Source organism: Streptomyces sp. NPDC060184, from assembly GCF_042728795.1.
Classification (GTDB): domain Bacteria; phylum Actinomycetota; class Actinomycetes; order Streptomycetales; family Streptomycetaceae; genus Streptomyces.
Window position 1 is genome coordinate 15,455 of the sequence record NZ_JBHWYX010000038.1, and the last position, 22,012, is coordinate 37,466.

The 22,012-nt window shown below is 73.2% G+C and carries 16 protein-coding genes; 13 read left to right on the forward strand and 3 right to left on the reverse strand.

Annotated features, from left to right (window positions below; translation table 11 throughout):
- Positions 1 to 247: 247 nt before the first annotated feature.
- The 4 genes from ACFWEE_RS23820 (at position 248) to nudC (ending at position 9,789) form a co-directional block, all read left to right on the forward strand.
- Positions 248 to 3,763, forward strand: coding sequence for an ATP-dependent helicase (locus tag ACFWEE_RS23820; RefSeq protein WP_386891939.1), 3,516 nt, complete (start codon positions 248 to 250; stop codon positions 3,761 to 3,763).
- Positions 3,764 to 3,850: 87 nt separating this feature from the next.
- Positions 3,851 to 7,390 (forward strand): UvrD-helicase domain-containing protein, encoded by a 3,540-nt coding sequence (locus ACFWEE_RS23825; protein WP_386891941.1) that lies wholly within the window; start codon positions 3,851 to 3,853, stop codon positions 7,388 to 7,390.
- 10 nt (positions 7,391 to 7,400) lie between these two features.
- The gene (locus tag ACFWEE_RS23830; RefSeq protein WP_386891942.1) at positions 7,401 to 8,804 is read left to right on the forward strand and encodes a dipeptidase; all 1,404 of its coding nucleotides are present in this window, start codon (positions 7,401 to 7,403) and stop codon (positions 8,802 to 8,804) included.
- A gap of 37 nt (positions 8,805 to 8,841) precedes the next feature.
- Positions 8,842 to 9,789 carry an NAD(+) diphosphatase gene (gene nudC / locus ACFWEE_RS23835; RefSeq protein WP_386891944.1) on the forward strand — a complete coding sequence of 316 codons (948 nt, stop codon included), beginning with the start codon at positions 8,842 to 8,844 and terminating at the stop codon, positions 9,787 to 9,789.
- 323 nt (positions 9,790 to 10,112) lie between these two features.
- Here the strand turns inward: nudC and ACFWEE_RS23840 are convergent, their stop codons facing one another.
- A complete protein-coding gene (locus tag ACFWEE_RS23840) occupies positions 10,113 to 10,370 on the reverse strand; it encodes a glutaredoxin domain-containing protein (RefSeq protein ID WP_266708857.1) in 258 nt (85 codons plus the stop codon).
- Positions 10,371 to 10,647: 277 nt separating this feature from the next.
- Here ACFWEE_RS23840 and ACFWEE_RS23845 point away from each other — a divergent pair, with 277 nt between their 5' ends.
- The 5 genes from ACFWEE_RS23845 to ACFWEE_RS23865 all read left to right on the forward strand — a co-directional run bounded on the left by ACFWEE_RS23845 (position 10,648) and on the right by ACFWEE_RS23865 (position 14,919).
- The gene (locus tag ACFWEE_RS23845) at positions 10,648 to 12,870 is read left to right on the forward strand and encodes a UvrD-helicase domain-containing protein (RefSeq protein ID WP_386891946.1); all 2,223 of its coding nucleotides are present in this window, start codon (positions 10,648 to 10,650) and stop codon (positions 12,868 to 12,870) included.
- A gap of 175 nt (positions 12,871 to 13,045) precedes the next feature.
- Positions 13,046 to 13,381, forward strand: coding sequence for a hypothetical protein (locus tag ACFWEE_RS23850; RefSeq protein ID WP_386891948.1), 336 nt, complete (start codon positions 13,046 to 13,048; stop codon positions 13,379 to 13,381).
- A gap of 172 nt (positions 13,382 to 13,553) precedes the next feature.
- The gene (locus tag ACFWEE_RS23855) at positions 13,554 to 13,922 is read left to right on the forward strand and encodes a WhiB family transcriptional regulator (protein WP_386891949.1); all 369 of its coding nucleotides are present in this window, start codon (positions 13,554 to 13,556) and stop codon (positions 13,920 to 13,922) included.
- Positions 13,923 to 13,939: 17 nt separating this feature from the next.
- Positions 13,940 to 14,278 (forward strand): hypothetical protein, encoded by a 339-nt coding sequence (locus ACFWEE_RS23860; RefSeq protein WP_386892017.1) that lies wholly within the window; start codon positions 13,940 to 13,942, stop codon positions 14,276 to 14,278.
- Between the two features lie 440 nt (positions 14,279 to 14,718).
- Entirely contained in the window at positions 14,719 to 14,919 is a 201-nt protein-coding gene (locus tag ACFWEE_RS23865) for a hypothetical protein (RefSeq protein ID WP_386891951.1), read from the forward strand.
- Between the two features lie 194 nt (positions 14,920 to 15,113).
- On the opposite strand, the gene ACFWEE_RS23870 is transcribed toward ACFWEE_RS23865, so the two are convergent.
- Positions 15,114 to 16,700 (reverse strand): ABC1 kinase family protein, encoded by a 1,587-nt coding sequence (locus ACFWEE_RS23870; protein WP_386892019.1) that lies wholly within the window; start codon positions 16,698 to 16,700, stop codon positions 15,114 to 15,116.
- A gap of 71 nt (positions 16,701 to 16,771) precedes the next feature.
- Positions 16,772 to 17,914 (reverse strand): ThiF family adenylyltransferase, encoded by a 1,143-nt coding sequence (locus tag ACFWEE_RS23875; protein ID WP_386891953.1) that lies wholly within the window; start codon positions 17,912 to 17,914, stop codon positions 16,772 to 16,774.
- Positions 17,915 to 18,215: 301 nt separating this feature from the next.
- On the opposite strand from ACFWEE_RS23875, the gene ACFWEE_RS23880 reads away from it, so the two are divergent.
- The 4 genes from ACFWEE_RS23880 to ACFWEE_RS23895 all read left to right on the forward strand — a co-directional run bounded on the left by ACFWEE_RS23880 (position 18,216) and on the right by ACFWEE_RS23895 (position 22,012).
- The gene (locus ACFWEE_RS23880; protein WP_386891955.1) at positions 18,216 to 18,836 is read left to right on the forward strand and encodes a M48 family metallopeptidase; all 621 of its coding nucleotides are present in this window, start codon (positions 18,216 to 18,218) and stop codon (positions 18,834 to 18,836) included.
- A gap of 107 nt (positions 18,837 to 18,943) precedes the next feature.
- A complete protein-coding gene (locus ACFWEE_RS23885; RefSeq protein ID WP_386891957.1) occupies positions 18,944 to 20,557 on the forward strand; it encodes a TerD family protein in 1,614 nt (537 codons plus the stop codon).
- Between the two features lie 11 nt (positions 20,558 to 20,568).
- Positions 20,569 to 21,249: an AIM24 family protein gene (locus ACFWEE_RS23890; protein ID WP_327177876.1), complete on the forward strand. Its 681-nt coding sequence runs from the start codon at positions 20,569 to 20,571 to the stop codon at positions 21,247 to 21,249.
- A gap of 16 nt (positions 21,250 to 21,265) precedes the next feature.
- Positions 21,266 to 22,012, forward strand: coding sequence for an AIM24 family protein (locus tag ACFWEE_RS23895; protein ID WP_386891958.1), 747 nt, complete (start codon positions 21,266 to 21,268; stop codon positions 22,010 to 22,012).

Genomic DNA, 22,012 nt, shown 5'->3' on the forward strand with positions numbered 1-22,012 from the left:
CACGTGACGAGCGACGCAGCGGACCCGCGTCCGCCCGCGCCCGCACTGGCGTAGCGTCGATGCCCGAAGCGGCCCCGAGCGCCTGCCGCACCGCTTCCATCCGCGTACCTCTCCGTATCTCTCGTACCTCTCCGTACCTCTGCCGACCGGACCGGCCGGAGACCGATTCCGGCCGGTGCACCACAGCCCACGCACCACCAGCCCACGCACCACCAGCCCACGCACCACCAACAGGACCGGCGAACCAGTGAGCTCCTCCTCCACCACCCGGCACGACCCGCCCCGCGAAACGCGACGGCGGGCGCCGGGCGCGTACCGGCTGGTGCGCACGCCCCCCGGGTCGGTGGAGCCCCCTGTGCTGGACGCGGCGCAGCGCGCGGTGGTTGATCACCCGGGCGGACCGCTCCTCGTGCTCGCCGGACCCGGTACGGGCAAGACCACGACGCTCGTCGAGTCCGTCGCCGCGCGGGTGGCCGCCGGTACGGACCCGGCCCGCATCCTCGTGCTCACCTTCAGCCGCAAGGCCGCCGTGGAACTCCGCGACCGGATGGCGGCCCGGCTCGGCGCGGCGCGCGGGCCGCAGGCCACCACCTTCCACTCGTACTGCTACGCCCTGGTCCGCGCCCACCAGGACGCCGACCTCTTCGCCGATCCGCTGCGCCTGCTCTCCGGACCCGAGCAGGACGTCACCGTCCGCGACCTGCTGGCGGGCCAGCTCGACCTGGAGAAGTCCGGCCGTGCCCACGTCCGCTGGCCCGACGAACTGCGGGCCTGCCTGACCACCCGCGGCTTCGCCGACGAGGTGCGCGCCGTCCTGGCCCGCAGCCGTGAGCTGGGCCTCGACGCGGATGCCCTGGCCGACTTCGCCCGCCGCACCGGCCGCCCCGACTGGGGCGCGGCGGCCCAGTTCCTCGCGGAGTACCTGGACGTGCTGGACGCGCAGGGCGTCCTCGACTACGCCGAACTGGTGCACCGCGCGGTCCTGCTCGCCGAGCGCCCGGAGGTCGCGGAGCGGCTGGCCGGGGAGTACGACGCCGTCTACGTCGACGAGTACCAGGACACCGACCCGTCCCAGGTACGGCTGCTGCACGCGCTGGCCGGCAACCGCGTGGGGCGTACGCAGGCGGGCACGCGCCCCGGCGCGGGCACGGGCGCACGGGGCGGAGAGGCGCCGGGCGGAGACGCGCGGGGCGGCGGCCGGACGCTGATCGCGTTCGGCGACCCGGACCAGTCCATCTACGCCTTCCGGGGCGCCGACGTGAACGGCATCCTCGACTTCCCCGACGCCTTCCGGCGCGCGGACGGCGCCCCCGCGCCCGTGGGCGTCCTCACCACCTCCCGCCGGTCCGGCGCCGGACTGCTCGCCGCGACCCGGCTGCTCACCCGCCGGATGCCGCTCACCCGGCTGCCCGCCGACAAGGTGCGCGCCCACCGCGAACTCTCCGCCGCCCGCGCGGGCGGCCAGGTGGAGGTGTACACCTACCCGACCGCCTCCACCGAGCTCGACAACATCGCCGACCTGCTGCGCCGCGCCCACCTGGAGGACGGCGTGCCCTGGAACGAGATGGCGGTGCTGGTACGCGCCGGGGGGCGCTCGATGCCCTCCGTGCGCCGGGCGCTGACCTCCGCGGGGGTGCCGCTGGAGGTCGACGGCGACGACCTGCCGCTCCGCCACGAACCCGCCGTCGCCCCGCTGCTCACCGCCCTGCGCACGGTGGCGGAGGCCGCCCTGGACCGGGGCCGCCCGGACGAGGCCGCCTCCGACCGGCCCGTACGGGACGAGGCCGCCTCCGACCGGCCCGTGCCGGACCAGGGCGCCCCGGACCGGCCCGTGCCGGACGAGGGCGCCTCCGACCGGCCCGTTCGGGACGAGAGCGCCCCGGACCGGCGCGTGCTGGACGAGGAGACCGCCCTCACCCTGCTCACCTCCCCGCTCGGCGCCATGGACGCCGCCGATCTCCGCCGCCTCGGCCGGGCCCTGCGCGACGACGAGCGGGCCGCCGGCAACCGCGTACCGCCGCCCTCCGGCGAACTGCTGGCGCTGGCCCTCGCCGAACCCGAACGCCTCGCCACCCACGACCCCGTCTACGCCCGGGGCGCCCAGCGCCTCGGCACCTTGCTGGCCCGGGCCCGGACCCTCCTCCAGGAAGGGGGCACCGCCGAGGAAGCGCTCTGGACCCTCTGGAACGGCACCCCCTGGCCCAGCCGCCTGGAGCGCGCCGCACTGCGCGGGGGCGCCGCCGGACGCAACGCCGACCGCGACCTGGACGCCGTGTGCGCGCTCTTCGAGACGGCGGCCCGCGCCGAGGAACGCACCGGCGGGCGCGGGGCGCTCAACTTCCTGGAAGAGGTCGACGCCCAGGACATCGCCGCCGACACCCTGTCGCGCCGGGTCGCCCGGCCCGACGCGGTCCGCCTGATGACCGCCCACCGCTCCAAGGGCCTGGAGTGGCGGCTCGTCGTCGCCGCCGGGGTGCAGGAAGGGCTCTGGCCCGACCTGCGCCGCCGGGGCTCCCTGCTGGAAGCCGACCGGATCGGCCGCGACGGACTCGCCGAACCCCTGACACCCGGCGCGCTCCTCACCGAGGAACGCCGGCTCTTCTACGTCGCCGCGACCCGTGCCCGCGAACGCCTGATCGTCACCGCCGTCAAGGCACCCGCCGACGACGGCGACCAGCCCTCCCGGTTCCTCGCCGAACTGGGCGTCGAGCCCCGCGACGTCACCGGCCGCCCCCGCAGGCCGCTCGCCGTGGCCTCCCTCGTCGCCGAACTGCGCGCCACCACCGTGGACCCCGCCGCCTCCGACGCGCTGCGCGAGGCCGCCGCCCAGCGCCTCGCCCGGCTCGCAGCGCTCACCGACGACGAGGACCGCCCACTGGTGCCCGCGGCCCACCCCCACCGCTGGTGGGGCCTGGACGAGCCGACCCGGTCCGCCGTCCCGCTCCGCGACCGGGACCAGCCCGTCGTGCTCTCCGGCAGCGCCCTCGACCAGCTCGCCCACACCTGCGCGCTCCAGTGGTTCCTCGGCCGCGAGGTCAAGGCCGACGCCCCCGCCACCGCCGCCCAGGGCTTCGGCAACGTCGTGCACGTACTCGCCGACGAGGTGGCCTCCGGCCGCACCCCCGCCGACCTGGACGTCCTGATGGAACGGCTCGACACCGTCTGGAACGGACTGGCCTTCGACGCCCCCTGGAAGTCCGACCAGGAGAAGGGCCAGGCCCGCGCCGCCCTCGAACGCTTCCTCCACTGGCACGTCATGGACCGCTCCGGCCGCACCCCCGTCGCCGGGGAGCACGGCTTCGACGTGACCCTCGAAGCGGGCGAGTTCGCCGTCCGCATCCGGGGTTCCATGGACCGCGTCGAACGCGACGCCGAGGACCGGGCGTACGTGGTCGACTTCAAGACCGGCAAGCAGGCGCCCACCAAGGACGAGGTGGCCCGCCACCCGCAGCTCGCCGTCTACCAGCTGGCCGTCCGCGAAGGCGCCGTCGACGAGGTCTTCGGCGGCCGGCGCCCCGAGCCCGGCGGCGCCGAACTCGTCCAGCTGCGCCGCCCCGCCCCCGTACGCGAGGGCGGGGCGGCCTCGCCGCAGGTGCAGGCCCAGCAGCCGCTCGCCGGGGAGTGGGTCTTTGACCTGCTCGCCACCGCCGCCGGACGCGTCCTCGACGAGCGCTTCACCCCCACCACCGGCACGCACTGCGGCCACTGCGCCTTCCGCGCCTCCTGCAGCGCCCAGCCCGAGGGCCGCCACGTCGTGGAGTGACGGCGGCGTCCCGGCGGGCCCTGCGGCCCGGGGAGAGGTGACCACGGTCCGGGGCACGATGTCGGCCCGCCCGGTTACCGTTCATGGGTGTCCTCACGTCTCACCGATCCCGAGCAGCTCAAGGAGCTGCTGGGCATCCCCTTCACCCCGGAGCAGACGGCGTGCATCACCGCGCCGCCCGCCCCGCAGGTGATCGTGGCCGGAGCCGGATCCGGCAAGACGACGGTGATGGCCGCCCGCGTGGTCTGGCTCGTCGGCACCGGCCAGGTCGCCCCCGAACAGGTCCTCGGCCTCACCTTCACCAACAAGGCCGCCGGGGAACTCGCCGAACGCGTCCGCAAGGCACTGATCGCCGCCGGGGTCACCGACCCGGACGCCATCGACCCGGACAACCCGCCCGGCGAGCCGAGCATCTCCACGTACCACGCCTTCGCCGGGCGGCTGCTCACCGACCACGGGCTGCGGATCGGGCTCGAACCCACCACCCGGCTGCTCGCCGACGCCACCCGCTACCAGCTCGCCGCCCGGGTGCTGCGGGACGCACCGGGCCCCTACCCGGCGCTCACCCACTCCTTCCCCACCCTCGTCGGCGACCTCCTCGCGCTCGACGCCGAGCTCGCCGAGCACCTGGTCGAACCCGAAGCCCTCGCCGCGTACGACACCGGCCTCCTCAGCACCCTCGAAGGCGCCAAGCTCTCCAACGACCAGCTGCGCAAGCTCCCCGAGACCGCCCGGGCCCGGGGCGAACTCCGTACCCTCACCGAGCGGTACCGGCAGGCCAAGCGCGCCCGGGACCTCGTCGACTTCGGCGACCAGATCGCCCTCTCCGCCCGGCTCGCCCTCACCCGGCCCGAGGTCGGCGCCCTGCTGCGCGAGGAGTTCCGGGTGGTGCTCCTGGACGAGTACCAGGACACCTCCGTCGCCCAGCGGCTGCTCCTCTCGGCCCTCTTCGGCCACGGTCCCGGCGGCACCACCGGCCACGCCGTCACCGCCGTCGGCGACCCCTGCCAGGCGATCTACGGCTGGCGCGGCGCCTCCGTCGCCAACCTCGACGACTTCCCCCACCACTTCCCGCACGCCGACGGCACCCCCGCCACCCGCCACAGCCTCAGCGAGAACCGCCGCAGCGGAGGGCGCCTCCTCCAGCTCGCCAACGGCCTCGCCGAACCACTGCGCGCCCGCCACGAGGGCGTCGAGGCGCTGCGCCCCGCCCCCGGGGCCGAACACGACGGGACCGTCCGCTGCGCCCTGCTCCGGACGCACGCCGAGGAGATCGACTGGCTCGCCGACTCCCTCGCCCACCTCGTCCGGACCGGCACCGAGCCCGCCGAGATCGCCGTGCTCTGCCGAACCGCCTCCGACTTCCCGCAGATCCAGGCCGCGCTGGTGGCCCGTGACGTCCCCGTCGAGGTCGTCGGCCTGTCCGGGCTGCTCCACCTCCCCGAGGTCGCCGACCTGGTCGCCGTCTGCGCAGTCCTCCAGGACCCGGGGGCCAACGCCTCCCTCGTCCGGCTGCTCACCGGCCCGCGCTGGCGCATCGGTCCCCGCGACCTCGCCCTGCTCGGCCGACGGGCCCGCCTCCTCGTCCACCGCGCCTCCCCGGGCGACGGGGACGCCGACGCCGACCTGCGCCTCGCCGAGGCCGTCGAGGGGACCGACCCGGCCGAGGTGATATCGCTCGCCGACGCCCTGGACACCTTCCTGGACCAGGGCGGCGACGAGGACGACGGGCTGCCCTTCTCCGCCGAGGCCCGGGTCCGGTTCGCCCGCCTCGCCGCCGAACTCCGCGACCTGCGCCGCTCGCTCGCCGACCCGCTGATGGACGTCCTGCACCGGGTCCTCGCCACCACCGGCCTCGAAGTCGAACTCTCCGCCTCCCCGCACGCGCTCGCCGCCCGCCGCCGCGAGACCCTCGCCAACTTCCTCGACGTCGCGGCCGGGTTCGCCTCCCTGGACGGCGAGGCCACCCTCCTCGCCTTCCTCGGCTTCCTGCGCACCGCCGCCCAGTACGAGAAGGGCCTCGACAACGCCCTGCCCGGCGGCGAGAACACCGTCAAGGTGCTCACCGCCCACAAGTCCAAGGGCCTGGAATGGGACGTGGTCGCCGTCCCCGGCCTGGTCACCGGCCAGTTCCCCAGCAACCGCGCCCGCGAGTCCTGGACCTCCCAGGCGCAGGTGCTCCCGCACGCCCTGCGCGGCGACGCGGCCACCCTCCCCGCGCTGGACACCTACGACGCCAAGGCGCTGAAGGCGTACCAGCAGGAGATGAAGGAGCACCAGCACACCGAGGAGCTCCGCCTCGGGTACGTCACGTTCACCCGCCCCCGCTCCCTGCTGCTCGGCTCCGGCCACTGGTGGGGCCCCGCGCAGAAGAAGCCCCGTGGCCCGTCGGCGTTCCTGGACGCGCTGTACGAGCACTGCGCCGCCGGGTACGGCGAGATCGAGGTCTGGGCCGAGGAGCCGGAGGCCGACGAGGAGAACCCGGCGCTCGCCGCCCCGGACGCGGACATCGCCTGGCCGCTGCCCCTGGACGCCGCCGCGACCGCCCGCCGCCGCGCCGCCCGGGACACCGTCCTTGCGTACCTGGACGCCCGGGCGGGCGCGGCGGAGCTCCCGCACGCCGGACCGGAGCCCGGGCCCGCGCTCCTCGAAGGAGAGGACGACGCGGAGCCGTACGCGGAGCCGTACGCAGAGTCGTACGAGGAGGAGCTGGACTGGGACGACTGGGACTCCCTCGCCACCGACCGGCCCGAGGAGACCCCGCAGGCCGCCACGGAGACCTCCCGGGCCGCCGCCCAGCCCGCCGCCGGGACGACCGGAGCCGACGGCCCCCTCCCGTACGTCCCCGCCGCCCGGCCCCCCGGCGGGCCGGACGCCGAGAGCGAACTCACACCCGAGAGCGAGCCCGCACCCGCGACCGGGCTCACCCCCGAGGAGAGCCGCACCCTCGCCTCCTGGGACCGCGACCTCGACGCCCTCGCCGGCGAACTGCGCCGCGCCCGCGCCACCGTGCGGGACGTCGTCGTACCCGCCTCGCTCTCCGCCACCCAGCTCCTCCTCCTCGCCGAGGACCCGGACGCCTTCGCGCGCGAACTGGCCCGCCCGATGCCCCGCCCGCCGCAGCCCGCCGCCCGCCGGGGCACCCGCTTCCACGCCTGGGTCGAGTCCCGCTGGGAAGAGCTCCCGCTGCCGATGCTCGGCCCCGACGAACTCCCCGGCGGACCGGACACCGACGCCGACATCGCGGACGAGCGCGAGCTCGCCGAGCTGAAGGAGGCGTTCGAACGGACCGAGTACGCCCGCCGCACCCCGTACCGGGTCGAGACCCCGTTCCAGATCTCGCTCGCCGGGCGGACCGTCCGGGGCCGGATCGACGCGGTGTACCGCGCGGACGACGGCAGTCACGAGATCGTCGACTGGAAGACCAGCCGCCACCGCGCCGCCGACCCGCTCCAGCTCGCCGTCTACCGGCTCGCCTGGGCCGAACTCCACGACCTGCCGCTCGACTCCGTGACCGCGACCTTCCTCTACGTACGCACCGGCGAGACCGTCCGGCCCCGCTCGCTGCCCGGCCGTCCGGAGCTGGAGCGGCTGCTCCTGGACGAGCAACCTTCGCGGGCCCGTTAGGCTCAATGGCATGAGCGACACCCCGGACAGCGCCGTCCACCCGTACATCGAGCAGCACCGCGAGTCCTTCCTCGACGACCTCGCGGCATGGCTCCGCATCCCCTCCGTCTCCGCCCAGCCGGAGCACGCCGAGGACGTACGGCGCAGCGCCGCATGGCTGTCCGACAAGCTCAAGGAGACCGGATTCCCGGTCTCCGAGGTCTGGGAGACGCCCGGCGCCCCGGCCGTCTTCGCCGAGTGGCCCTCCGACGACCCCGGCGCCCCCGTCGTCCTGGTCTACGGCCACCACGACGTGCAGCCCGCCGCGCGCGAGGACGGCTGGCAGACCGAACCGTTCGAACCGGTCGTCCGGGACGGCCGGATGTACGGAAGGGGCGCCGCCGACGACAAGGGCCAGGTGTTCTTCCACACACTCGGCGTCCGCGCGCACCTCGCCGCGACCGGCCGCACCACCCCGGCCGTCCACCTCAAGCTACTGATCGAGGGCGAGGAGGAGTCCGGCTCCCCGCACTTCCGCGCCCTGGTCGAGGAGCGCGCCGGCCGCCTCGCCGCCGACGCCGTGATCGTCTCCGACACCGGCATGTGGGACGAGGACACCCCGACCGTCTGCACCGGCATGCGCGGCCTCGCCGAGTGCGAGATCCGGATGTACGGCCCCGAGCACGACATCCACTCCGGAGCGTTCGGCGGCGCCGTCCCCAACCCCGCGACCGAGGTCGCCCGGCTGGTCGCCGCCCTCCACGACGAGCGGGGCCGCGTCGCCGTCCCCGGCTTCTACGACGGTGTGGCCGAGCTCACCGACGCCGAGCGCGCCCACTTCGCCGAGCTGCCCTTCGACGAGGCCACCTGGCTGCGCACCGCCAAGTCCACCGCCGCCCGGGGCGAGGACGGCTACACCACCCTCGAACGCGTCTGGGCCCGTCCCACCGCCGAGGTCAACGGCATCGGCGGCGGCTACCAGGGCGCCGGCAGCAAGACGATCGTCCCCGCCTCCGCCATGGCCAAGATCAGCTTCCGGCTGGTCGCCGGCCAGGACCCGGACGGGGTGGAGAAGCTCGTACGGACCTGGGTCGAGAGCAGGGTCCCGGCGGGCATCCGCCACCGGATCACCTTCCTGCCCGCGACCCGCCCCTGCCTGACCCCGCTCGACCACCCCGCCCTCCAGGCGCTGGCCAGGGCCATGGGACGGGCGTTCGGGAAACAGGTCCTCTTCACCCGCGAGGGAGGGTCCGGCCCCGCCGCCGATCTTCAGGACGTGCTCGGCGCACCCGTCCTCTTCCTCGGCATCTCCGTCCCGTCCGACGGCTGGCACGCACCCGACGAGAAAGTCGAGCTCGGCCTCCTTTTCAAGGGCGTGGAGACCACCGCCCACCTCTGGGGTGAGCTGGCCGCCGCACTCCGCCGAACCAACTGAGTACCCGATCCGCCCCGGGGGAGTAGGAAGCAGCACCTTGAGTACCTTCGACAACGACCACATCGACCGTCCCATCGGCCTCACCGCACCGAGCGGCATCGACCGCGCGGCCCACCACCGCCTGGACGAGGCGTGGCTCGCCGTCGCCTGGAGCCACCCCACCACCAAGGTCTTCGTCGTCTCCGGCGGCCAGGTCCTGGTCGACGACACGGCCGACGGCGGCACCGAGATCGTCATGACGCCGGCCTTCGAGGCCCCGCTGACCGAGACCCACCGCTACTTCCTCGGCACCGACGAGGACGGCGTCAGCTACTTCGCCCTCCAGAAGGACTCCCTGCCCGGCCGGATGGACCAGCAGGCCCGGCCGGCCGGACTGCGCGAGGCGGGCCTGCTGCTCAGCGCCCGCGACGCCGGTCTGATGGTGCACGCGGTGGCCCTGGAGAACTGGCAGCGGCTGCACCGCTTCTGCTCCCGCTGCGGCGAACGCACCATGATCGCGGCGGCCGGGCACATCCGTCGCTGCCAGGCGTGCGGCGCCGAGCACTACCCCCGTACCGACCCCGCCGTGATCATGCTGGTCATCGACGACCAGGACCGCGCCCTCCTCGGCCGCCAGGTGCACTGGCCCGAAGGCCGGTTCTCGACCCTCGCCGGATTCGTCGAGCCGGGCGAGTCGATAGAGCAGTCGGTCGCCCGCGAGGTGCTGGAAGAGGCCGGGATCACCATCGGCGAGGTCGAGTACGTCGCCAGCCAGCCCTGGCCGTTCCCCTCCAGCCTGATGCTCGGCTTCTTCGCACGGGCGACCACGTCCAAGATCGACGTGGACGGCGACGAGATCGAGGAAGCCCGCTGGTTCTCCCGCGACGAGCTGACGCAGGCCTTCGAGTCGGGCGAGGTACTGCCCCCGAACGGCATCTCGATCGCGGCCAGGCTCATCGAGATGTGGTACGGCAAGCCCCTCCCGAAGGCCCGCCCGCTGGGCTGAGCCCGTCGGGGGTGTCGGGGCTGCGGGCTCATCGGGATCGGCGGCGCTGTCGGGGGCTGCGGGGGTCCCGGGCTGCGGGGCTGTCCGGGCTGTCCCGGGCTGTGGGGCCGCTGGGGGTGATCCGCAGCCGCCGATCGCACCGTTCGCACATCGGATGATCAGACGACGCACGAGGCCCTCGGCCGGTGAAGAACCGGCGCGAGGGCCTCGTGCGTCGCGTACGGCGCGTGTGCGGTGCACAGCGCGTGTCGCGTCCCGCGTGTACGGCGTGTGCTGCGGTCGGCGTGTGTCGCGTACGGCGTACGGCGTGTACGGCGTGGCCGTCAGGCGCCGAGCGCCTGCTTGACCTGGGCCAGGCTCGGGTTGGTCATGACGACCTCGGAGCCGCCCTGGGCCGGAACGATCCGGACGGTGGGGACCGTCTGGTTTCCGCCGTTCGCCTTCTCGACGAAAGCGGCCGACTCCGGGTCCAGCTCGATGTTGATCTCGGTGTACCCGATGCCCTCGCGGTCCATCTGGCCCTTGAGGCGGCGGCAGTAGCCGCACCACGTGGTGCTGTACATCGTCACAGTGCCCGGCATGTCGCTGGTGCTCCTCTGGTCGTCTCGTCCGTTTCGCCGCACGCCCGAAGCCGGAAAAGGCCGAAAAGGTGCGGTGTCCGGGTCTCCGTACGCCGCACCCGTGAGGGGACGGTGAACGCGGAACCCGCTGGGACAACGCTCCCACCCCTGGCCCCATTCCCCGGCACCGGCTTCCGCCCCCTGCCCTCGCGCCCATTCCCCGGCTCCGGTATGACGAATGGGTCACCCCTGTGGACGACGATTCCGGTGGCCTCCGGCGACCTGGCAGCATGGCAGGGTGACAGCAGCAACGCACTCCACTCTCTTCCCCCAGGTGCCCGAGTCCCCGGACGCGGTCCTGGAAGGGCTCGATCCCGAGCAGCGCGAGGTCGCCCTCGCCCTGCACGGGCCGGTGTGCGTGCTGGCCGGAGCGGGCACCGGCAAGACCCGCGCGATCACCCACCGCATCGCGTACGGCGTCCGTGCCGGCATCCTCCAGCCCTCGACCGTGCTGGCCGTCACGTTCACCAACCGGGCCGCCGGGGAGATGCGCGGACGCCTCCGCCAGCTCGGCGCGTCCGGGGTGCAGGCGCGCACGTTCCACTCCGCCGCGCTGCGCCAGCTCCAGTACTTCTGGCCGAAAGCAGTCGGTGGCGAGCTGCCCCGGCTGCTGGAGCGCAAGGTGCAGCTGGTCGCCGAGGCCGCGGCCCGCTGCGAGGTCCGCCTCGACCGCAACGAACTCCGTGACGCCACGAGCGAGATCGAGTGGTCCAAGGTCACCCAGACCGTCCCGGCGGACTATCCGGCCGCCGTCGCCAAGAGCCTCCGTGACGCTCCCCGCGACCCCGCGGAGCTCGCCAAGATCTACGCGACGTACGAACAGATGAAGCGCGACCGCTCGGTGATCGACTTCGAGGACGTGCTGCTGCTCACCGTCGCGATCCTCCAGGACCGTCGGGACATCGCCGACCACGTCCGCGCCCAGTACCAGCACTTCGTGGTCGACGAGTACCAGGACGTCAGCCCGCTCCAGCAGCGGCTGCTCGACCTCTGGGTCGGCGGCCGGGACAACCTCTGCGTCGTCGGCGACGCCAGCCAGACGATCTACTCCTTCACCGGCGCCACCCCCGACCACCTGCTGAACTTCCGCACCGCCCACCCGAACGCCACCGTGATCAAGCTGGTCCGCGACTACCGTTCCACCCCCCAGGTCGTCCACCTCGCCAACGGGCTGCTGAGCCAGGCGAGCGGACGGGCCGCGGAGCACCGGCTCGAACTCGTCTCCCAGCGCGACAAGGGCCCGGAGCCGGTCTACACGGAGTACACGGACGAGCCGGCCGAGGCGGAGGGAACCGCCCGCCGCATCCGCGACCTCATCGCCGCGGGCGTCCCGGCGGGGGAGATCGCCGTCCTCTACCGCGTGAACTCCCAGTCCGAGGTCTACGAACAGGCGCTCGCCGACGCCGGGGTGCCCTACCAGCTGCGCGGCGCCGAGCGGTTCTTCGAGCGCCGGGAGGTCCGGGAAGCGGAGGTCGCCCTGCGGGGCGCCGCCCGCGCCGGAGGGAACGACGCCCTGCTCGACGGCGCCGAGGGCCTGCCCTCTCAGGTGCGGGCCGTGCTCTCCACCCAGGGCTGGACGCACCGGCCGCCCGCCGGTTCCGGGGCGGTGCGCGACCGCTGGGAGTCGCTGGCCGCACTGGTCCGGCTGGCCGAGGACTTCGAGCGCGCGAAGCCCGGAGCGACGCTCGCCGACCTCGTCCGGGAACTCGCCGAACGCGCCGCCGCCCAGCACGCGCCGACCGTCCAGGGCGTCACCCTGGCATCGCTGCACGCGGCCAAGGGGCTGGAGTGGGACGCGGTGTTCCTCGTCGGGCTGACCGAGGGCATGATGCCGATCGCCTACGCCAAGACCGACGAGCAGGTCGAGGAGGAGCGCCGCCTCCTCTACGTCGGGATCACCCGGGCCCGTTTCCACCTCGCGCTCTCCTGGGCGGTGTCACGTTCCCCGGGAGGCCGGGCCGGGCGACGGCCCACCCCCTTCCTCAACGGACTCCGCACCGGCTCCGGGGGCGCCCGGGGCGGTGCCGGAGGCGGCGGAGGCATCGACCGCGGTACGCGCACGAGGTCCGCCACCACGGCCGCACGCGCCGAGGGCACCGTCCAGCGCAAGAAATGGGGCCCGGTGCGGTGCCGGGTCTGCGGCCGGACCCTGACCGAGGCCGGCGAGATGAAGCTGATGCGCTGCGAGGACTGCCCCTCGGACATGGACGAGGGGGTCTACGAGCGGCTGCGCGCCTGGCGGGCCGCCCGCGCCGCGGAACTCTCCCAGCCCGTCTACTGCGTGTTCACCGACAAGACCCTGATGGCCATCGCGGAGGCCGTCCCCGGCAGCGAACGCGAGCTCGTCGTCATCGCAGGCGTCGGCCACCGCAAGATGAGCCGCTTCGGGAGCGATGTACTGGCCATCTGCGCAGGTGAGGACGTGGATGAGGGAGATCGCGAGGGGGCCGGCGAGAGGTGAGGAAAACTCGTCGGAAAAATAGTTTGCGCCCGCACCAGTCGTCACCATAGGTTCTTAACCACGGAAACAGCGGCTTCTCCGAAGCCCACCTTCCGTGCTGTACTTGGCTGTACCCATCCGAATACGCAGGACCGGCCCGGCCGGTCCCCCGAGACGCCGAGAGGAGGCGATTCCAGTGATCAGCATCATCCAGACCATCAAAATGACCGATCGCCCCGTCGTCTCCGCATGCTCGCTCGGCCTCCTCGGCTCCTCGGATGTCTCGCTCCTCAGCACCGGTCTGTCCGGCATTTCCGCCGTGCGTCCGCTGCCTCTGGCGTCCCTGCCCGTAGTCCGGGAGCGCAATGAGCGACCGATCCAGGCATCGGCGGCAGCAGGAGCGAAGGCGGAAAAGGCTCAGGCCTATGCCTTTGCGGCAGCCGGTGCCGGATTCGCAGCCAAGAACCAGACGACGCAGCACCACACGATGTGGGCCTTCCGTGGGCCTGAACCCTGGAGCGATCCAGCCTGATCCAGCATCAGGTCGGCACCTTCAGGGCCGCGGAACCCCACTCGGGATCCGCGGCCCTTTTGTTTTGTCCGAACGGACGAGACGGAACGAAGGAGCCTCGGGACAAGCAGTACCTGGTACCAGCCGACAACCGGCCAACAGCCGGAAAGACCAGACGAGGACACCACTCACCGTGCAACTCGAAGCGCACGCCCCGTCCGTACCGCCTTCCGACATGATCGCCCCGCCCGGTTCCACGGAGGACCCCACCTTGTTCCCCCTCTCCACCCTGACCGCTCTCGACGACGCCATCGAGAATCTCGGCACCCCGGTGCCCTGCCGCTCCTACGACCCCGAGGTCTTCTTCGCCGAGTCGCCGGCCGACGTCGAGTACGCCAAGTCCCTCTGCCGGACCTGCCCGCTCGTCGAGGCCTGTCTCGCCGGCGCCCAGGAGCGCCGCGAGCCCTGGGGCGTCTGGGGCGGCGAGCTCTTCGTCCAGGGCGTCGTCGTCGCCCGGAAGCGGCCCCGGGGCCGTCCGCGCAAGAACCCGGTCGCGGCGTGACCGCCGACCTGGGAGCGATGTCTCCCGCAGTACTGCACCTGGTCGGCACCATCGACCGCCCCCACACTCATGACCCGCGAAATCAGGCACCCATGACCACCCCCACGAAGGAGCCCGTCGGCTCTGCCACCCCCGACGTCACCATCTCCGGCGCGAACGACTCGCGTCAGAACAGGAACCGCGAAATGCAACTCATCCCAGAAGCCATGGCTCGTGCGCATATGCACGACCGCTTGGCCGTCGCCGAGGCGGAACGCCGGGCCGTACGCCTGGTCTACGCCCGGCGGATGCAGCGCAAGGCCGAGCGCGCGTCGCTGCGCGCCCGCCGCGCGCTCGCCATGGCGGTCATGCAGTAAGGGGGGAGCGGGAGAAGCCCCGCTCCCCGGAGCGCGGCTCCCCGCGCAGGGCCACCCGAAGCGCAGGGCCACCCGGAGCACGGGCCGTCCCATGCACGGGCCGCCGCACGTACGAGCCAGCGCATGCAGGAGTCACCACCCCGCCCGTCGGGGCCCGCCGAACAGGGCCGGCCCCGACGGGCGGGGTCGTCCCCGACGGGCGGGGTCGTCCGTACGCGGACGAGCGCGCAGGACCCCCGGCGCCCCGGACCGGCCTGGGGCTCCGAGCCCCAGGCCGCTGCGCGGCTAGGCCGCAGAGGGGCCCAGAGACACGAGCGCGGAGGGACCTGGGGGCGCGCGCAGGACGTGGGGTTTCGTCCATGTGTCGTGCGGGCCCCGGTCTCGTTTCCTGCCGTGCGTTCTGCCGCGCCGCCCGTCAGCTGCGGAGTTATCGTCACCGCGTGGACGAGGAGACGTATCACCCCCCGCTGCCGGAAGCCCCCCATGTGTACTGCGCGCGGTGCGGCACCAGCGCCGGTACGAGCGCACCACCCACCTGGATGTGTGCCGTGGCGCAGGGCGTGCGCCAGTACTTCTGCGAGAGCTGCGCGCGGACCCACATCCGGGCCATCGAAAGCCGGCTCGACCCCGCATCCTGGTGAGCCCAGGGCTTTGAGCGGCCGGGCCGGGCCGCCCCCGGCCCCCGTAGCCCGGGACCCGGTCTCTCCGCCCTGGCCCCCTGGCCCTGGCCAATCAGCGGTCCCGCCCCGGGTCGGAGAGGCGGGGGCCCTCCGCGCCCGCCCCGCGCTTCCTCGGGCCCCCGCGCTTCCTCGGGCCCCCGCGCCTCCACGGCCTCCTACACCTCTTCGGTCTCCAGTTCCTTCCGCCCGCCGCGGCCCGCCCACGTCTGTCCCCGGCTCCCGTCCTCCGTCGCGACGGAGCCTCCGGGACCATCCGGGCCATCCGGGCTGACCGGCCCGCCCGGCTCACCCGGCCCGTCCGGAGCACCCGGCCCCTCCAACGCACTCGGGTCCAGAGCATCCGGGCGCTCCGGGCCGACCGGGTCGGTGAAGCCGGGGAGCCACGTTTCGAGCTCGTCCCGCAGGCGTACCGTCGCGCCCAGCTGGCACAGCACGCCGATCGTGCTCAGCGTCACCCGGTGTATGAGGAGATAGGCCGGCGGAAGGTTCAACTGCCTGCCGAGCCGGTGCGCGGGGGAGCGGGGGTCGGCGATCCGCGCCGCCTGCGTGCGCAGCCACCCCCGGCTGAAGGTGAACGCCTCCAAGCGCGCCGGTTCGATCACCGGGAGCAGGTAGTCCAGGACCGCGTCGGGGTCCAGATCCACCGACTCCGGTACGAAGCCCGCCCGCCGGAGCAGTGCGTACACCTCCTCGGCCTCGCCGAGCAGCGTCATCCGCAGGGCCTCACCGATGATCTCGGGCAGTCCGCCCGGCAGCCGGTCGACCGTGCCGAAGTCCAGTACCCCGAGCCGCCACTCCTCGGCCTCGCCGACGCCGGGCCAGTCCTCCGCCGTCCCGGTGGCGGGCGATTCAGGCGTCTCCCCGGCGGGCGGCAGGAGGCGGAAGTTTCCCGGGTGCGGGTCCGCGTGGAGCAGGCCGGTCCGGGCCGGTCCGGAGAAGAGGAACCGTGCGAGCAACTGGCCCGCCCGGTCGCGCTGCTCCGGCGTCCCCCGCTCGATCACCTCGGACAAGGGGACGCCGTCCATCCACTCCGTCACGAGCACCTGGTCCGACTGGAACACCACCCCCGGCACCACCACGTCGGGGTCGTCCGCGAACTCGGCCGCGTGTTCCTCCTGGGCCCGCGCCTCCAGGGCGTAGTCCAGCTCCTCCGACACCCGGTCGCGCATCTCCTTGATCAACGGCTTGACGTCCATGCCGGGGATCAGCGGCCCGAGAAGCCGTGCGAACCTGCTGAGCTGGGTGAGGTCGGAGAGCAGCGCCTCCCCGGCGCCCGGATACTGCACCTTCACGGCGACCTCGCGCCCGTCGTGCCAGACACCCCGGTGCACCTGCCCGATGGAAGCCGCGGCGGCGGGCTGGTCGTCGAACGAGAGGAAGAGGTCGCGCCAGTCCTCCCCGAGCCGCTCCGCGAGCACCCCGTGGACCGTGCGCACCGGCATCGGGGGAGCGGCCTCCTGGAGCTTCGTCAGCGCCGCCCGGTACGGTCCGGCCACCTCCTCGGGCAGCGCGGACTCGAACACGGAGAGCGCCTGCCCGAGCTTCATGGCACCGCCCTTCAGCTCTCCCAGGGTCTTGAAGAGCTGGTCCGCCGTGCGCTGCTGCACCTCCCGGGCCACCAGCTCGGCCGGTCTGCCGCCGATCCGCTTGCCCAGGCCCCACGTGGCCCGGCCGGCGAGGCCGAGCGGCAGCGCGGCCAGTTTCGCGGTGCGGGTGACCGCCTTGCGGGGAAGATCAGACATGTGCTCCTCCAGTTCGCGAACTGCCGTGCCGGGCGCCCTGCGCGTCGGTCCGACGACGGCGGTCACGGCGGTCACCCGGCCATTGTGTCGTGAGCCGGGCCCGAGGCGGGGGAAAGCGCCCCGGTGGTGCGAGCGACGCCGCATACACACGCCTGGTGTGGCGCGATCCGTTCGCTGCGCCACTCCATGAGGGGCAGAGCGGCTTCCCAGCGGGCACCCGTGGTCGCCGGCAGTTCGCCGTCCAGGAAGGAGAGGGCGTGCGAGGCGGCGAGCCCGGCCACCGCGGCCGACAGCGCGAGGTCGCAGGCCGGCACCGCGCCACGCCGCCCGGTCCGCCACTGCGCCACCAGACGCGGCCACTGAGCGTCCTGGTCCGCCCGGTGCAGCCCCAGACAGCCCGCACACCCCGTGCCTCCGGGCAGCACCAGCGGACCGACCACCCCGGTGGCCTCGATCACCCCGGCGTACAGGTGAGGAGTGCCCGAGGAGATCCATGGTTCGGCCGTCCCCGGGTCGGGGGCGTACACCGCGAGGCCGTCGCGCGGGGCGACCACGACCAGGGAGAGCCCAGGGCCGCCGCCCTCCGGCCCCGCGTCGGCCTCCGTCGCGCGCGGCGGAGCTCCGGCGGCCGACCGGCGCACCAGCCGGCGGGCCGAGGCGTCCCGGCGCTCTCCGACGGCCGAGGACGGGAGGCCACCGGGCGCCACGTCCCAGGGCTCCGTCAGGCCACCGTCGAGCACGTCCACCCGGCCCACCCCGGACCCCGAGAGCAACGCGGCGACGGCCGCGCCGACCCGCCCCGCGCCCCGGACCTGCACGCGCATCGCCCGCCGCGCGGCGAGCCGGCGGACCGCGCTCCCCGGTTCGGGATGCACCACGGAGAGCGAGGCGGCGTCCGGGCGCTGGCAGTCCAGAACATCGGCCCGACGGCGTAAGGCCGCGGCCTCCGGGCCGCCCGCGTGCGGATCGTCCAGGAGCCCGGCGCCCGCCAGCCGCTCGACGAGCACGTCCACATGGCGCTCCGCCAGGTCCAGGGAGCGGGCCTCCTCCTTCAGCAGGGGCAGCCCCCGGGTGCCGTCGAGCAGTTCCAGGAAACTCCCCGTGGCGATATCCAGAGGACCGAAGGTGACGGCGTGCGCGGGCGTGACCCCGAATTGCACGGTGCTCCGTCCACGCCAGGCTCGGCGCAGCGCGGGCTTCAGCATCGGATGCATCTCTTTCTCCCCATTACGGTCCGGTCGCACTTCTGCGGATGGTCGGTTGCACGCGGGATGCGGCTGATCCCGGGATCAGCCGCATCCCGGGATCCCGGGCCGGTCTTCTCCCGCCGGTCTTCTCCGGCCGGTCTTCTCCGGTCCTTCTCCGCTCACAGAATGCCGCCGGAGCCCGAAACCCGCCGAAAGTTATCCACAGGGGATGGAATTAGTCGTTCAAATGGTGTGCTTCCTGGGGGGATCGGTGGGGAACCGCTGGGGAGGCGGGACTTCCGCCAGCGACAGCGGGTAACGTCGGGGCGTGCCCGCCGACCCGTCTCCCGGCCTCGCCGGGGAGATTCCCGCGCGCTCCGCCACTGCCCCGCAGCGCGGTGCCACCCGCCCGGTCCGCCCCTCCGCGACGAGCCCGGTGGAGGTGCGCAGGAGCGACCGGCGCCGCAGGACGGTCTCCGCCTACCGGGAGGGCGACCGCACCATCGTGCTGATCCCCGCCCGGATGTCGGAGGCCGAGGAGCACCGCTGGGTCGGGGTGATGCTCGACAAGCTGGCAGCCCAGGAGAGCCGCCGGGTGCTCGGCGACAGCGCGCTCGTCGAGCGCGCCGCGAGCCTGTCCGGTCAGTACCTCGAGGGCCGGGCCCGGCCCGCTTCGGTGCGCTGGGTCACCAACCAGAACACCCGCTGGGGCTCCTGCACACCGGCCGAGGGCAGCATCCGTCTCTCGCACCGGCTGCAGGGGATGCCGGAGTACGTCGTCGACTACGTCCTCGTCCACGAACTCGCCCACCTGCTCGTGCCCGGCCACGGGGCCGACTTCTGGCGGCTGCTGGAGGCCTACCCGCGCACCGAGCGGGCCCGGGGGTACCTCGAAGGCGTGGTGGCGGCGGGCCGGTTGCCGCATCTGCCGACCGCGCGGGAGGAGTGACGACCCGCGACTCTGTACCGAGTGTGTACCGACTTGGCTCGATGTCGTAGTTTGCGGATAGCCTGACGCGACGCATTCACATCCGGGATGGGGGACGGTCGTTACGCATGGCCAGGGAATTCCAACGCGGCCACAAGGCCAAGATCAGCGATCTCACGGCTGGGACGGATCTGTACGTAGGCGTGCAGATCGCAGGCCCGGGACTGACCTTCGACATCAGCTGCTTCGGCCTCGACGCCGATGAACAGCTGTCGGACGACCGGTATTTCATCTTCTTCAATCAGCCGAAATCGCCCGAGGAGTCCATTCAGCTGCTCGGCGCGCAGTCCGGTGACACCGAGTCTTTCCGGGTGACGTTGGATCGCATTCCGGCCAACATCCACAAGCTGTCGTTCACCGCGACCGTGGACGGCGCCGGGCAGATGTCGCAGGTCGGGCCCGGATACATCCGGATCGTCGCGGGCGGCGAAGAAGTGGTGAGGTACGCCTTCACCGGTTCCGAATTCACCACCGAACGCGCCGTCATGCTCGGGGACTTCTACCTGAAGGACGTCTGGCGGTTCGCCGCGGTCGGCCAGGGATTCGACGGCGGACTCGACGCGCTCCTGCGCAATTTCGGCGGCGAGGTCGCCGAGGAGGAGGCACCGGCCGCCCCGCAGCAGGCCGCGCCCTCCTTCGCCCCGCCGGCCCAGGCGTCCGCGCCCCCGGCCTTCGGCGCGCCCGCCGCGTACCAAGCGCCGCAGCCCGCACCCTCGTTCGGAGCCCCGGCGCCCGCCCCGGCCCCCGCGCAGCCGGTGCACCAGGCGCCCACGGTCACCACTCCCGTCGCACCGCAGGCCCCCGCCCCGTACGGCCGGCCGCCGCAGCAGCCGCAGTTCGGGCAGGTGCCCGGGCAGGCCGCACCGCCGTTCGGCCAGCAGCCCCCGGCCCAGTCCTTCGGGCAACAGCCCCCGCAGGCGTACGCGCAGCCGCAGTTCGGCCAGCAGCCGCAGGTGCCGTTCGGCCAGCAGCCGCCCGGCGGCCTCCCGCAGGGCGTTCCCCAGGGCGCGCCCGCCGCCGGGGCCGGACTCGCGGCGGCGCTCCAGCCGTACAAGGAGAAGCCGACCGGCCAGCGCTGGACCCCGCAGAACCAGCAGCTCATGCGGGTCGATCTCACTCTGGGCGGCAACCCCGTGCTGGCCCGTCAGGGCAGCATGGTGATGTACCAGGGCAAGGTCGACTTCGGATACAAGGGCGCCGGATTCACCGGCCGGGTGGTCGGCAACGCCACCGGCCAGGAGATGCAGCTCATGCGCTGCACCGGCCGCGGGCAGGTCTTCCTCGCCGAGGAGGGCTCCCACCTGCACCCCATCGAACTCCAGGGCGACGGCATCTGCGTCTCCGCGGAGAACGTCCTCGCCTTCGACGAGTCGCTCAGTTACGAGGTCCGCAGGGTGGAGGGCCACGGCATCCCCGGCGGAGCCCTGTTCACCATGCAGTTCCAGGGCACCGGCACCGTGGTCGTCAAGACCCACGGCACGCCGGTCGTGCTGCCGGTCACGCCGACCACGTTCGCCGACTGCAACGCCGTCGTCGCCTGGTCGTCGGCGGCCCAGGTCATCATCTCCAGCCAGGTCCGGCTGCGCCGCAACGCGTACCCCGGCCACAGCGGGGAGACCGTGAACCTCCAGTTCCGGGGAGCTCCCGGCAACTTCATCGTCGTCCAGCCCTACGAGGTCTGAGGGAGCCTGCCATGAACCAGCAACTCGCGGGCTACGCCCCGACCCCCGTCACCGCGCGGATGGAGAACCACGGCCACTCGATGCTCAAGGTGGCCATGGCCACCGGCCAGGACCTCTACGCCCGTACGGGTTCGATGGTGGCTTACGAAGGCTTCATCCAGTACGAACCCAACCCGCCCGCCGTCCGGCAGATCGCCTCCCAGTGGGTCACCGGCGAGGGCACCCCCGTCATGAAGTGCTCCGGCGACGGGCTGCTCTACCTCGCCGACTACGGCGCCGACGTGGTCGTCATCAACCTCAACAACGAGTCCATCTCGGTCAACGGCACCAACCTCCTCGCCTTCGACGCCCACCTGGGCTGGGGCGTGGAGCGGGTCAAGGGGATGGCGAAGTTCGCCGGACAGGGCCTGTGGAACGTGGTCGTGGAAGGCACCGGATGGGTGGCCATCACCTCCCGGGGCACCCCGATCGTGGTCGACTGCGGCCGGGGCGACGACGAGACGTACGTCGACCCGGACGCGCTCGTCGCCTGGTCGCCGAACCTCAAGGTCAAGGGCAAGCGGAGCTTCAAGGCGAGCGCGCTCATCGGGCGTGGCAGCGGCGAGGCGTACCAGATGGCCTTCTCCGGGCAGGGCATCGTCGTCGTGCAGCCGAGCGAGGACAGCACCGACCGCCTCCGCGTCCGGTCCTGAAGGGAGGGAGAACACCATGCAGAGTCCGCTTTTCGCCCACACCGAGCAGCAGTCCTCGGAGCGCTACACCGTCCAGAACCCGCAGTTGCTGCGGGTCTCCCTGACGGGCAGCGACGCCGTGCTGGCCCGCAAGGGCGCCATGGTCGCCTACCAGGGGCTGATGGAGTTCGACGGGGAGTACCAGTCGAGCTCCCAGCGCAACGCCCGTGCCCGCACGGGCGAGGGCCTCGACCTGATGCGCTGCACCGGCCAGGGCACCGTGTACTTCGCCAACCTCGCGCAGTACATCCACGTCCTCGACGTCGACCACGCGGGGCTGACGGTCGACAGCGCCTACGTCCTGGCGCTGGACTCCTCGCTGCACACCGAGGTCATCGCCGTGGACAGCCAGTACGGCATCTCCGGCACCGGCAAGTACCAGCTCAACATCTCCGGCAGCGGCAAGATCGCGCTGATGACCTCGGGCCAGCCGCTGATGCTCCAGGTCACGCCGGACAAGTACGTGAACGCCGACGCGGACGCCATCGTCGCCTGGTCCAGCTCGCTCCGGGTCCAGATGCAGGCGCAGACGCACTCCTCGGGCGTCATGCGCAGGCGGGGCAACACCGGCGAGGGCTGGGAGCTGAGCTTCCTCGGCGAGGGCTTCGCGCTGGTCCAGCCCAGCGAGGTCATGCCCCCGCAGAACGCCCAGATCGGCCAGGGCATCCGGGGCCAGTACGGCGTGGGCTCGCAGAACCAGAACCAGAACAACGCCTGGAACTGA

Excerpts from the sequence above, each read along its gene's own strand:
- ACFWEE_RS23830 (WP_386891942.1), top strand. The coding sequence starts at position 7,401 with ATGAGCGACACCCCGGACAGCGCCGTCCACCCGTACATCGAGCAGCAC.
- ACFWEE_RS23840 (WP_266708857.1), bottom strand. The coding sequence starts at position 10,370 with ATGCCGGGCACTGTGACGATGTACAGCACCACGTGGTGCGGCTACTGC.
- ACFWEE_RS23860 (WP_386892017.1), top strand. The coding sequence starts at position 13,940 with ATGTCTCCCGCAGTACTGCACCTGGTCGGCACCATCGACCGCCCCCAC.
- ACFWEE_RS23870 (WP_386892019.1), bottom strand. The coding sequence starts at position 16,700 with ATGTCTGATCTTCCCCGCAAGGCGGTCACCCGCACCGCGAAACTGGCC.
- ACFWEE_RS23875 (WP_386891953.1), bottom strand. The coding sequence starts at position 17,914 with ATGCATCCGATGCTGAAGCCCGCGCTGCGCCGAGCCTGGCGTGGACGG.
- ACFWEE_RS23885 (WP_386891957.1), top strand. The coding sequence starts at position 18,944 with ATGGCCAGGGAATTCCAACGCGGCCACAAGGCCAAGATCAGCGATCTC.
- ACFWEE_RS23890 (WP_327177876.1), top strand. The coding sequence starts at position 20,569 with ATGAACCAGCAACTCGCGGGCTACGCCCCGACCCCCGTCACCGCGCGG.
- ACFWEE_RS23895 (WP_386891958.1), top strand. The coding sequence starts at position 21,266 with ATGCAGAGTCCGCTTTTCGCCCACACCGAGCAGCAGTCCTCGGAGCGC.